This is a genomic window from Marinomonas sp. FW-1, from assembly GCF_005222245.1.
Classification (GTDB): Bacteria; Pseudomonadota; Gammaproteobacteria; order Pseudomonadales; family Marinomonadaceae; genus Marinomonas; species Marinomonas alcarazii.
Genome location: NZ_CP025987.1, coordinates 3,397,699 through 3,410,500 on the forward strand (window position 1 = coordinate 3,397,699; position 12,802 = coordinate 3,410,500).

A 12,802-nucleotide genomic window follows, 5' to 3' on the forward strand; every position below is an offset into this window, starting at 1 on the left:
ATTAGTGACTCCACTCTACCGATACTGAAATGTCATGACCATTGGCCTTCAAAAAGGCGTGGCGTTTCGCAACATTCAAATCTTCCGCCACCATTTCTGAGCACATTTCTTGTACTGTAATCTCTGGAATCCAACCCAACTTTTGCTTCGCTTTGCTTGGGTCACCCAACAAAGTTTCCACTTCCGCAGGGCGGAAATAACGTGGGTCTATCTGTACCACCACATCGCCTACTTTTAACGCTGGCGCTTTATCACCTTCAATTGCAGTAACAATGGCTTTTTCGTTTACCCCTTCACCTTCAAACTTCAAGCTCACACCTAGTTCTTTCGCAGACCATTCGATGAACTGACGCACTGAATATTGCACACCTGTGGCAATTACAAAGTCTTCCGCTTGTTCTTGTTGAAGCATCATCCACTGCATGCGCACATAGTCTTTGGCATGCCCCCAGTCACGCAAAGCATCCATATTCCCCATGTACAGGCATTTCTCTAAACCTTGGGCGATGTTTGCCAAACCACGGGTAATCTTACGAGTTACGAAGGTCTCACCACGGCGAGGAGACTCATGGTTAAACAAAATGCCATTACATGCATACATACCGTAGGATTCACGGTAGTTCACCACAATCCAGTAAGCGTACATTTTAGCTACTGCATAAGGTGAACGAGGGTAAAAAGGCGTGGTTTCTTTTTGTGGTATTTCCTGCACTAAGCCGTACAGCTCAGACGTTGACGCTTGATAGAATTTGGTTTTCTTTTCTAGACCCAACAAACGAATCGCTTCCAGCAGCCGCAATGTACCCATCGCATCCACATCCGCTGTGTATTCAGGGGATTCAAACGACACAGCTACATGAGACTGAGCCCCCAAGTTGTACACTTCGTCCGGCTGAACTTCTTGCAAAATACGCGTTAGGTTCGAAGAATCTGTCAAATCACCATAATGTAAAATGAAGTTAGCATTATCTACATGTGGGTCTTGGTAGATATGGTCTACACGCTGTGTATTAAAAGAAGAAGCGCGACGTTTAATACCGTGTACTTCGTAGCCTTTTTCCAACAAAAACTCGGCTAGGTAAGAACCATCCTGACCTGTTACACCGGTAATAAGAGCTTTCTTTTTCATCTTTCTCTTCCATTTTCATAATTAAATTGCATTCAATAACTAGCTTGTTACTCGATTAGACCTAATCATTTCCAAACAAATCACGGGTATAGAGCTTATCCGCCACATCACTCAACACTTTGTCTTGTCTATTGGCGATAATCACATCTGCTACGTTTTTAAATTCTTCTAGATCCTTTATGACTTTCGAGTGGAAAAATTCGCTTTCCTCCAACACAGGCTCGTAGATCACTACTTCAACTCCTTTGGCCTTGATACGCTTCATGATGCCTTGAATAGCCGACGCCCTAAAATTGTCACTACCAGTTTTCATCACCAGCCGGTAGATCCCCACCACTTTTGGGTTACGCTTCAAAATAGATTCCGCAATAAAATCCTTACGGGTTGAGTTAGACTCCACAATGGCACGAATCAGGTTATTAGGCACATCTTGGTAGTTGGCCAACAACTGCTTGGTATCTTTTGGCAAACAGTAACCACCGTAGCCGAAACTTGGGTTGTTGTAGTGGTTGCCAATACGAGGGTCTAACGACACACCATCGATGATTTGTTTGGTGTCTAAACCATGAGATTCACAGTAAGTGTCCAACTCATTAAAGTAAGCAACACGAAGAGCTAAGTAGGTATTGGAAAAAAGCTTAACAGCTTCGGCTTCTGTGCTGTCGGTAAAAAGTATCTCTATATCGCTTTTTATCGCACCTTGTGCGAGTAAGTTTGCGAACACCTCTGCACGCTCACTGCGTTCACCGACTATGATCCGCGATGGGTACAAGTTGTCATGAAGGGCTTTGCCTTCGCGTAGGAATTCAGGTGAGAAGAAGATATTAGGTGGATTCCCGTCTTCACGGGAATGACTGACCTCTGGATTTCCGTATTCACGGGAATGACTAACTTCTGGATTCCCGCCTTCGCGGGAATGACTGACTTTTGGGTTATCGCCTTCTAAGGAACAAAGATCATGATATTTTTCGATGATACTTTGTGTGTAGCCCACTGGCACGGTGGATTTGATCACCATTACCGCATTTGGGTTTATAGACATTACATCTTCAATGACACTTTCCACCGACTTCGTATTGAAATAGTTTGTTGTTGGATCATAGTCGGTTGGCGTGGCAATAATCACAAAGTCAGCGTGTTGGTAAGCGGCTTGCTTATCTAATGTCGCGGTAAAGCTGAGGGCTTTGTTTTGTAAAAAGTCTTCGATTTCAACGTCTTCAATCGGTGAATGCTTGTTGTTTAGCATGGTCACTTTTTCAGGAACGATATCCACTGCGATGACATCATTGTGTTGCGCCAATAACATAGCATTGGATAGGCCAACGTAACCCGTTCCAGCAATGGCAATTTTGTATTTCTTCATTGTGTTTACCATAATATATAAAGTCATTTGCCAAAGAACGACGTGTTTATAGTTACGTCGTTTATTGTCAGAGCCGCATCGTGCGTCAGATCACGCCTCGTGCCTCGGCTCATCTGACCTACAGAGAGGTCTACAATCTCATAACTCTTTCTGAAAGGCTTTGTACCATTCAACAAATTTGACCATGCCCTCTTGTATCGTCGTGGCGGGCTTGTATCCTACTGCGCCCTCTAGTTGAGCTGTGTCTGCATAGGTTTTTGGAACATCGCCCGGTTGCATGTCCATATAGTTTTTCTGTGCGGTTTTACCACAGGCAGCTTCAATCGCTTCAATAAATTCAGACAGTTGAATCGGTTGGTTATTACCAATATTGTAAATCGCGTAAGGTGCTGTGGTGCCTTGGCTCTGTTGCGCTTGTGGCAACACATCTTGAATGCGAATGACGCCTTCCACAATGTCATCGATGTAAGTAAAGTCGCGCATCATTTTGCCATGATTGAACACCTTAATCGGTTTGTCATTCAATATGGCTTCCGTAAACAACCAAGGCGCCATATCAGGGCGACCACCTGGGCCATAAACGGTGAAGAAACGTAAGCCAGTAGTTGGGATGTTATACAAATACGAATAGGAATGCGCCATCAGTTCATTGGCTTTTTTGGTCGCAGCATACAGTGACACAGGGTGATCAACTGTATCGGATTCACTGAATGGAATTTTAGCATTCATGCCGTAAACGGAACTGGAAGAGGCATAGACTAGATGCTCTACTTTATTTTGACGGCAACCTTCTAAAATGGTCATCATGCCAACGAGATTACTGTCTACATAGTCGAACGGTGCTTCTAGGGAATAACGCACGCCTGCTTGAGCTGCTAAATGAATCACTCGCTGAAATTGCTCTTCAGTAAATAATTGCGCTATTCCGTCACGGTCAGCAAGGTCCATTTTCACAAAACGAAAATTCTGATAAGGCAAAAGTTGGTCTAAACGGTGCTGCTTAAGTTCTGGCATATAATAAGTATTTAAATTGTCTAGACCGACCACATCATGGCCTGCTTCCAGCAAACGTTTAGAAACGTTCATGCCAATAAAGCCTGCGGCTCCGGTGACTAAAAACTTCATTTTATCGTATCCATAGTTTTTAAAATTTTGTTGTTTATTGCCAGCTCATCTTTTGTCGTTACTTTTGTTTCAAGTAAAGCGCCTAGTGTCTTGTCTATTCTGAGCTACGAACTGCACTTCAACCGCACCAGTGACGAATCGTCAGATCACGCTTCGTGCTTCGTCTCATCTGACCGACAAGCTAGATTGTCGGCCTAAAGGCGCGACCTACATAACGTAGCTTGTGCTTATTACGATCTAACTTCTTTGCGAAGTTGTTCTATTTCTTTTTCTAGGGCTTCGTGTTCTTTTAGCTTTCTTTGTAGAAAGCGCTGCGTAAGTGAGACTTTTTCTTCTATGCCCTTAGGCGTCAGCAAATATAAGTAGCCAACCTTGTTGGTGCTGTTTTTAAAGTTCTCGGCTTTTATTAGGCCTTTTTCTATTAGCGCTTTTAGACAAAAATTGGCTTTTCCTAGGCTTATGTCTAGGCGCTTGGCTAGCTCACGCTGGCTAATGTCTGGGTCTTGTTGCAGTTCTTTTAAAATTTTATAGCGGTATTCGTCTGTTAGCATTTAAGCACCTTAGATATAAGACTAAACGTGGTGCATGAAAACGAGAAAAAATGAGTATGAAAAGGTGTTGTGTGTGAAGGTGAGTCTACGCTTTCCATGCATTAACCTCGTTTGGTGTTATTTATTACTTTTTGATGCTGTGTTCAATTGGTGAACGATGATAATTCAAGGGGAGGAATTATGCAAAGAATGTGTTTGAAAAATGTTTGTAAAGTGGCCGTTTTTTAAGCGTTTTTGGGTATAAAGATATTCTTGGTTATGATCATTCGTCAGATCACGCCTCGTGCCTCGGCTCATCTGACCTACAAGTGAGTGGGGAAGGAACCGTTAGGTTGATGCTGATCAGGGTTGTAGTTTAATCTTGGCGCCTCTTTTAAACGATACATAAGGATTTGTATGTTGGATATTAAGCATCACGGTGCTGTGCAGGGTGTGACGGGGTCTTGTCATGAGTTGTTTATTGATTCTGATCAGTCTGTGTTGGTGGATTGCGGTTTGTTTCAGGGGGCGGAGACATCTGGATCGGGGGCGGACTCAAACAGTTTAGAAATAGATTTTGACCTTTCAGCTGTTCAGGCGTTGGTTATTACTCATGTTCATATCGATCATGTCGGGCGTTTGCCGTATTTGTTAGCAGCGGGATTTACTGGGCCGATTTATTGTTCTAAGCCGAGTGCAGCCTTGTTGCCTTTGGTGATTGAAGATGCACTTAAGGTAGGGGTGACGCGTAATGCCAGTATTATAAAAGCTTGCCTAGACAGGTTGGCATCGCAGTTGGTGCCGTTGGACTATAAGGTATGGACGAATATTCCTTTAAACAATAACGCTAAAGCGCAAGTACAGCTGTGCCGTGCAGGGCATATATTAGGGTCGGCGTATGTGATTTTTAGAGTTGAGGGTGATGACGTTTGTCGGCCTAAAGGCACGACTTACAGAACAGAAGGTACTGCTGATCGTCAGTTACAAGGTACGATTCAACAAAATTATTGGGATGTGTTGTTTTCTGGGGATTTGGGCGCGCCCTACTCGCCTTTATTATGTGCGCCGCAGTCACCTTATCGCGCTGATCAGCTTGTTTTAGAAAGCACTTACGGGGATCGCAATCATGAAAACCGAGCCACAAGACGCCAGCGCCTACAACAAAGTTTGGAACACGCGTTAAGCGATTCTGGTACTGTGTTGATCCCTGCATTTAGCATTGGCCGCACACAAGAATTGCTGTATGAGCTGGAACATATTATCCACCAGAACAAACAAAAGGCCGTAAGCAAGACGCGTTCTGGTTTTTTGTTAAATTGGGAGGACATCGACATTATTATCGATTCCCCTTTAGCGAGCCGCTTTACAGATGTGTATCGGTCTTTGGCGAGCTATTGGGATGACGAAGCCAAGCGCCGCGTGAGTTCGGGTCGCCATCCGTTGAGTTTTGATCAAGTCACCACAATTGATGATCATGCCACACACTTACAAACTGTCTCTTACCTGCAACGTCAAACTCGTCCTGCCATTATTATCGCCGCTTCCGGCATGTGCGCCGGTGGGCGGATCGTAAATTATTTAAAAGCATTATTGGGCGATGAACGCAATGACGTGTTGTTTGTGGGTTATCAGGCGACAGGGACGCCAGGCCGGGACATTTTGAAGTATCACAATAAATCCAATGGATATGTCATGTTCGATGGTGAACGATATGCCATTAACGCCAAGGTACAGCAAATAAGCGGGTATTCCGCCCATGCAGGACAACGGGATTTATTGAATTTCATAAATCGTATGCGAGTAAAGCCACAAAAAATTCATTTGGTGCACGGGGATGATGGTGCCAAACGGACGCTAAAGGGGTTGATTGAAATAGCCCATCCAGCGAGTGAGGTTGTGGTGCCGTAAAAAACTCGAACTATACTTATGCGTGTGTATAATTTATCCTGATCCAAGGAAGCCAGTTCGGTATAAGGATGTAAACATGAACTCAAAGGATCTTATTAAACGGCTCAAAGCCAATGGATGCGCGTTTATCAGGCATGGTAAAGGAGACTATCAAATATGGTTCTCCCCCATAACAGGAAAGAAATTCCCCATTCCTCACCCTAAAAAACACCTTCCGATTGGTACATTAGCAAGCATTAAGAAAATGGCAGGGATTTAATCAGTACCCTAGGACACCAATAGCAAACGAGGTGATTATGTTATTTATGGTTGGTATAGAACGCCCACAGGACAACCACACAGCATGGGGCATTATTGTTCCGGCGTTTGAAGAATTAGGATACGGTTGTATTTCTGCAGCCGATGAACAAGAAGAAGTATTGTATCGCGCCAAAGAGGTCATTCTTTTAATGGCCGAAGAGGTTATAGCTGATGGACATATATTATCGATGTTAAATACTGGGTTTGTTGATTATCGCACTAAGTACCCAGAGTTTACCGAATGGTTAGCCATTGAAGTGCCCGTTGAAGGCTTAAAAGGCAAACAAAAACGCGTTAACATCACTTTATCTGAACCGCTATTAGCACGAGTCGATGCCTATGTTGGATTTCATCATGAGTTTAAAGATCGATCGGATTTTTTAGCCAAAGCAGCCGACCGTTATATGCAATCGAAGTAACATTTGGTGGGTTGTCATGTTTTCGTAGGCCATGATTAGCGGAGTGTGATGTGGTCATTAACGACGTTGATTTGTGGCCATTCGTCAGATCACGCCTCGTTCCTCGCCTCATCTGACCTACGGGTCCGTTGGTTTCCGTAGGTCTTGTGGCTTTCATAAACGCTACGTTAGTCTTTTTTGGCGAAGGCGTAACGGATAAGCACGATTCCCATCCCCAGCATACCACCAAGCAAGACGGCGAGTATGCAAATTAGGGCACGTTTCGGGCCGGCTTTTTCTTCTGGAACGACGGCTGGGTCAATGATTTTAAAGGCGAATTCTTCTTGTACCTGGGCCAGCATAAGGTTCTTGGTTTGCTCTTCTATCAACTGATAAAACACCGATTGCATGTCAGATATACTGGTTCTTTCAATTTGCTCTTCCAGATAGGTAATATTGCGCTTCGCTTCATCCAACGACTCTTTTTTCACCCAGGCGTTTATATCGATAACGAGCCAATCCACCCATTGCTTAGCAATAGTCGGAGATAAATGCGTAATGGATAAGTTGATTAAGCCATTATCTTTGCTCTCAGATATAGAAAGGGCACCTTTAAAAGCATTATACGCTTTCCAGTCTGAGGGTTGAAAAGACTCCCCTTGATCATTGGTAGCCCACTCCTTTTTCTCTACATTATAAATATCTGTATTATATATAAGTTTATTTTGCGATTTATCCCATTTTTCAACAGCCATCAATGGAGCAAGTAAGTCGTATTTGTGGATAAAAGCGTTCAAGAATTGACGTGACTGCAAGGTTGCCAACGCCATGGCTTTGCTGTCTGTACCACCGCCGCCAAGGCTAATGCCCGCCAAGGAAGCCAAACCACCAAATTGCGATGCCATGGCCGCAAGGCCACCTGATTGACCGTCATTTGCCGATGCTAATACAGCTTCGGCTTTATAGGTATTAGGCTGCGACAAGGCATAAAGAACACCGCCAACTGCAAAAATAGCGGTCACGAATATAATGATCCATTTGCCTTTCCATAGAGCCAAAAATAACTCTTTAAGGTCTATTTCATCGTCATGCTGTTGGTATGCTTGCGGGGGAAAATTGTGATTATCAGCCATATTAAATATTAGAAAAAGGTGAATGCCAGTCTTAACTCACCAACACCCAACCCTTTCTGTTTTATCCTATTCAATTCTATTAAGTAAACGAGGTAAGTTTTCACTCAAGACTTACCTCTGATGTTTTCTGTTTTCACTCTAGCATTAGGCTGCTAAGTTAATTTTTGACCGCACTCCAAGCCACACCAATTTGATAAAGTATTTGAGTCGCCGTAGACAAGGTACTTAAGCCATCTAGGTAATCGGTATTTACTGGCACAATGATGGTATCGCCCGGCTCTAAAGGTTCATAATTGCGGCTAAACCAGAAGGAGTTATTAGGCAATTCAACCGAGCCATTGGATTTAACAATATAAATACGATCTGTGTCGGCTTGGCGTTTCGTGCCACCTGCCGATGTGATGTAATCTTCAACCGTTAAGTTCGGGTTAAAGGTATGATTCGATGTAAATTGCACTTCGCCAACCACACTGACTACTGGGTTCACGGCAGGCACAAAAAGCTTATCGCCTTTTTCTAGCATCAGGTTAGCCAGTTTGTCGCCCTCAACCGCTGAATTCAGGTCAATGACCAAACGCCCTACAGGCTGAGCATTTTCAAGCTGATCCACTACCGCAATCGCTTGCGCAGGATCAGGCACCGAAGACCCTTGGCGACGCAACGACATGGTGCTGATTTCTTGTTTGAGCTGTGCATTGATAAATTTAAGTCTTTCTGCTTCCTGACGCTTTAGGCGTTCACGGCTAAACACGGCGCCTTCAGGGTAAGCAAATTCTGTAAAGCCGCCAGCACGCTCGACAACGTCTTTTAACGTTTCGCCACGTTTAAAGGTATAAGTCCCAGGGAAAACAAACTCCCCCTGAAGCTCGACCACCATACCTTCTTGCCAACCCGGCTGAGTTTTAACAATAAGCGTATCTTGTGCGCCTAAGCTAACCGGATACTTGCCGCTAATTGCATCTTTTAATGAAAAATCAATGCGTTCGAAAGTAGTCTTATCACCTTGCATCAATCGACGACTCAATTCCGCCGACGTTAAATAGGCATCTTGGTTTAAACCACCCGCAGCGGCGAGCAAAGAAGACACATTGGTATTTTTAGCCAAAGGGTAAAGACCAGGAAATTTAACCGCGCCAGACACTTCGATAACTTTTGCTGGGCTTCCGTAGCTCGCCTGTTCTTTTAAACGTTCAATAATCGGCTTAAGCAACGCCTCGCGACTCGCTTTGCGAAGCTCTGCAGCATCAGACACGGCATCCGCAGTCGGGACCTTCAACGCGGTACTTTCTTGTTTAGTGATAACAGCCCCTGTTTCCGTATCCAGTACTTCACGCGTTTTATCAGATCCAGCAGTTGATTTGACTTTACTGTTTGCATAAGACCCAAACCAGTAGTCCTGCGCCAAGCCATTATCAAACACAAATATTTGATCTTTTTCTTGCAGTGTCAGGTTAGCTGCCGAACCACGATGGGTGATCGCATCCAATAAACTGAATTGATACACCTCTATATCCTGATTAGCGTTAACCTCTCGCACCAATAATGCGTAATTCAAATCCGCGGTTTGTTTTAAACCGTCCTCGATAGACCCAATCGCATCACTTACTTTCATGCCTCGTTTGAAGTTAAGCGCCCCCTGCCTTACCACTTCACCACGAACAGCGACCGCATTTTTAAGGGACTTAGAAACCGCAGACAAATTCACCTTGTCGCCATTTTCTAACTTAAACCTTCTTCCTGATGAAGAAGAAAGATCCAACGTAAATTGCTGCACGCCCTTGGTGCTTGTTCTGCGCACACTAACGCGAGAAAGGTAAGCATTTGGTTTTGCACCACCTGCTAGCGATAATAGCTGAGCAAGCGTCGTACCACCCTTGGCTTCATATACGGCAGGACGTGCCACTTGCCCTTCTATAGTAAGGGCGTTATCACGAATAGGTATAAACAAGGTATCGCCAGATGATAATCGCAGATCTTTCGAGGTATCGCCTTTGATTAACAAATCATACAAGTCAAACTCTGAAACCACCTTACCTTTACGTATTAACTGAATATGACGCAGGCTGCCTGATTTTTTCACACCACCACTGGCAATAAGTGCTTGTGTTATTGTCGTCAAGCCATTCACATTATAAGCACCAGGCTGAGTAGCCTCACCAACAATGTATACCTGCATGGTTCGCATAGCGCCCATGGTAACGGACACATCCACACCGATGGTTTTGTTCTTTATAACGTCATTAATCTGTTTGCGAAGTTGCGCAAAGCTCTGACCAGACACAGCAACAGGACCAATATCGGGCAAGTTAATAGAACCGTTTCGACCTATTGTTAAAGACAAATTCTGATTGGTTTTGCCAAAGGTTTGCACGTTTATCACATCGCCAGGCCCCATTTGGTAGTCCAGTGGCACGGGCAAATCATCCACCACAGTAAGCCCCAAACTATTACCGCTAAATACATCGTAACCAAACAATGGCAATCCCGAATCATCATCTTCTGCGGCATGACGAACCGGTGCTGGGGCGGGCTCCTTGTTCTCGACAGGTTCTAACATTGGCGCTTGCTGAACGTCTGTAACAGAACCGCCAGAACCATTTGCAAAGGCGCTTATATCAACACCATACTGACGTGCTAGTGCCTCTTGTTGCGCCTTCGGAAGATTTTGAAATTGACTAATTTGCGCCGCGGTAGGGGTAAAAGCAAACACGCTTCCTGCAAGTGTCATCATTAACGCTGTTAGTAATTTTTTAAATCGCATACTGTGTGGTCTATTTAGGTTCAATTAAAAATTAAATTCTGGTTTAAGAAACAACTTATGAGCACCGCCTAAAAGCGGAATTCATAGTCAGCCCATAGGTTGGTTTGATTATCGCCGCCTTTTACCTGTTGATAGCTCGCCCCTAAACGCACCATCCCGGCCAGTGCTGGAAGGTTGTAAGTGAATTGGCTGGTATTGGTTTTTTCGTCGTTTTGGGTGGCACTTTGGTAGCTCAAGCCCACCTGATGGTCATTTGCCAATTGCAGATAAAATGCAATAGATGCGCTGTCATCCAATAAATAGCTTGTATTCGCAACGCCATCCGTCACTGAAGGGTAACTGCCCGATTTCCATATTGTCGTATCATGTGCATCTGTGGTTTGTTGGGATTCTAAAACGATTCGTGCGGTGTTGTTGCCGACTGGAAAGCTGCCCGTCCAACCCAACAACCAAGCCCCCAGCTCTGTGCTATCCGCAGTAGAAGCGGCTTCGGCATATACACTGTGATACAGACTCGCGACGCGGGGTAAAGTCAGCTTGGCATCCAACGCTAGCTGTTCATCCTGCTCGCCTGAATCCATATCTGAAAGCCAGGTTTGATAAGTAACGCCATACTCAAAAAGCGAAAAAGGCTTTGATACGAATCGCGTTGCACTATGATAGTCGTAATACGACTTTGCAGGTTTCGCCAAGATACTTTCGACACTCCACACACCCAACATATCGTTTTCGCCAAGGTAACTAACACTGATATCGGGCGCTGCTTTTGCATAAGACCCCAAAATCAAATTATGCTGCCAGCCCTGCCCCCACCAGCGATCTATATTACCGATAGACCAAAACCAAGCCCCAGCACTAAAAGCTAAGTAACTATTATCTAAATTTAGACTTGTATCATCTTGGTATTCGCTGTAGCCCGCGGTTAAACGGTAAGAAAAAGAGTCACCTAAATGTTCGAAGCTGCTATAAACGCCTTTTTCGTCTTCATTGAACTGCCCAAAACCTAATGGTATGGATGGATTGGTGCCGTATAATAGTCTAAACATTCTATTACCGCGATTTAATTTCGCTGTATTCAATGTGTAAAGCAGCTCTTGATTGGCCAACAGCACAGTATCACTTTCTTGTTTGGTATAAGTTAGATCGTCACCAAACATAGACCAACGCATAGGATAATGGTTAACGGGAGACCTTAATTGCCCCGTATCGGAAAGCAACACCAAGGAAGAACGTAAGAAGGGATCATTGGCCTCTAGCCAAGGGGAGGCAATCACTGGAGCCGAAGCACAGCCCAAAAAAGCCAACCAGAACGTTGTTTTTACATTAAACGAGGACATTAATAGCTCACAGTTCCTTGTATTGAAAGAGTTGACGCTGTTATGAGCATAATTCTTATCAGACTATTATTAGGGTGGTGCACATAATGTCCCAAAACACCGCAAAAATAAAGGTCGCTTACTTAATGCTTTCACAAAGCTAAGCGCTTTTTGGAATAGCCTTATTCTCTTGTATCATTTTTAGCCAGAATAAACGGTTTACTGACAGAGAAAGTGGCTTTTATAGTGTCGATCGACCTTTTTCAGTCTAGCAATGCATCAAAATTGTATAAAAAACTATCAAATAATTCCTCTTTTACGCTTACATTGTCATAAATCTTGCTCTAAAATCGAAAATGAAGAACATTCTTCAAACATCGATGTTTAATGATAAGGAAATATTATGAAACTTGTTACTTTGGCTACAATTGTAGCACTTGGCCTAGCTAGCCAAGCATATGGTGAAGCGGCTGGTGCTGGAGCAGCCTCTACTGGTGGTGCGGGCGCAGGTGCTGGTGCAGCAGGTGCGGGCGCAGGAGCAGGTGCGGGCGCAGCAGGTGCTGCAGGCGCAGCGGGTGCGGGTGCTGCAGGTGCTGGCGTAGCAGCGGCGGGTGTTGGTGCAGCGACGTCAGCAGCAGTAGGCGGTTTGGCAGCAGCGGCAGCGGCAGCAGCCGCCGTGGCAGTAAGTGCAGCAGTTGCGGTGTCTGCAAACGACAACACCACCGTTAGCACGACTGTTACTACTAATTAGCACGAGTATTACTACTAAGTAATCCCCCTAAGCCGCTTGATAATAACTTATCAGGCGGCTCCTTCTTTCTTCTTTCGTATTGGCGATT

At 44.5% G+C, this 12,802-nt stretch carries 11 protein-coding genes; 4 read left to right on the plus strand and 7 right to left on the minus strand.

Annotated elements, in window-relative coordinates; genetic code table 11:
- Window position 1 precedes the first annotated feature (1 nt).
- The 4 genes from gmd to C1X04_RS15840 form a co-directional block, all read right to left on the minus strand.
- On the minus strand, window positions 2-1,129 hold the full coding sequence (gene gmd / locus C1X04_RS15820) for a GDP-mannose 4,6-dehydratase (RefSeq protein ID WP_137170462.1): 1,128 nt from the start codon (window positions 1,127-1,129) through the stop codon (window positions 2-4).
- A gap of 61 nt (window positions 1,130-1,190) precedes the next feature.
- On the minus strand, window positions 1,191-2,492 hold the full coding sequence (locus tag C1X04_RS18700; RefSeq protein ID WP_254682283.1) for a nucleotide sugar dehydrogenase: 1,302 nt from the start codon (window positions 2,490-2,492) through the stop codon (window positions 1,191-1,193).
- 138 nt (window positions 2,493-2,630) lie between these two features.
- Window positions 2,631-3,617, minus strand: coding sequence for an NAD-dependent epimerase (locus tag C1X04_RS15835; protein WP_137170463.1), 987 nt, complete (start codon window positions 3,615-3,617; stop codon window positions 2,631-2,633).
- 230 nt (window positions 3,618-3,847) lie between these two features.
- Window positions 3,848-4,168 carry a MarR family EPS-associated transcriptional regulator gene (locus C1X04_RS15840; protein ID WP_137170464.1) on the minus strand — a complete coding sequence of 107 codons (321 nt, stop codon included), beginning with the start codon at window positions 4,166-4,168 and terminating at the stop codon, window positions 3,848-3,850.
- 396 nt (window positions 4,169-4,564) lie between these two features.
- On the opposite strand from C1X04_RS15840, the gene C1X04_RS15845 reads away from it, so the two are divergent.
- From C1X04_RS15845 to C1X04_RS15855, 3 genes are all read left to right on the plus strand, one after another.
- Window positions 4,565-6,055: an MBL fold metallo-hydrolase RNA specificity domain-containing protein gene (locus C1X04_RS15845; protein WP_137170465.1), complete on the plus strand. Its 1,491-nt coding sequence runs from the start codon at window positions 4,565-4,567 to the stop codon at window positions 6,053-6,055.
- 76 nt (window positions 6,056-6,131) lie between these two features.
- A complete protein-coding gene (locus C1X04_RS15850) occupies window positions 6,132-6,314 on the plus strand; it encodes a type II toxin-antitoxin system HicA family toxin (protein WP_137170466.1) in 183 nt (60 codons plus the stop codon).
- Window positions 6,315-6,351: 37 nt separating this feature from the next.
- Window positions 6,352-6,774 (plus strand): type II toxin-antitoxin system HicB family antitoxin, encoded by a 423-nt coding sequence (locus C1X04_RS15855; protein ID WP_137170467.1) that lies wholly within the window; start codon window positions 6,352-6,354, stop codon window positions 6,772-6,774.
- A gap of 167 nt (window positions 6,775-6,941) precedes the next feature.
- Here the strand turns inward: C1X04_RS15855 and C1X04_RS15860 are convergent, their stop codons facing one another.
- From C1X04_RS15860 to C1X04_RS15870, 3 genes are all read right to left on the minus strand, one after another.
- Entirely contained in the window at window positions 6,942-7,886 is a 945-nt protein-coding gene (locus C1X04_RS15860; RefSeq protein WP_137170468.1) for a Wzz/FepE/Etk N-terminal domain-containing protein, read from the minus strand.
- A 157-nt stretch (window positions 7,887-8,043) separates the two neighbouring features.
- Complete coding sequence (locus tag C1X04_RS15865; RefSeq protein ID WP_137170469.1) at window positions 8,044-10,647, minus strand: SLBB domain-containing protein; 2,604 nt, start codon at window positions 10,645-10,647, stop codon at window positions 8,044-8,046.
- A 68-nt stretch (window positions 10,648-10,715) separates the two neighbouring features.
- On the minus strand, window positions 10,716-11,984 hold the full coding sequence (locus C1X04_RS15870) for a capsule assembly Wzi family protein (protein ID WP_137170470.1): 1,269 nt from the start codon (window positions 11,982-11,984) through the stop codon (window positions 10,716-10,718).
- Window positions 11,985-12,366: 382 nt separating this feature from the next.
- Here C1X04_RS15870 and C1X04_RS18515 point away from each other — a divergent pair, with 382 nt between their 5' ends.
- Window positions 12,367-12,714, plus strand: coding sequence for a hypothetical protein (locus tag C1X04_RS18515; protein ID WP_175404963.1), 348 nt, complete (start codon window positions 12,367-12,369; stop codon window positions 12,712-12,714).
- The last annotated feature ends 88 nt before the right edge of the window (window positions 12,715-12,802 follow it).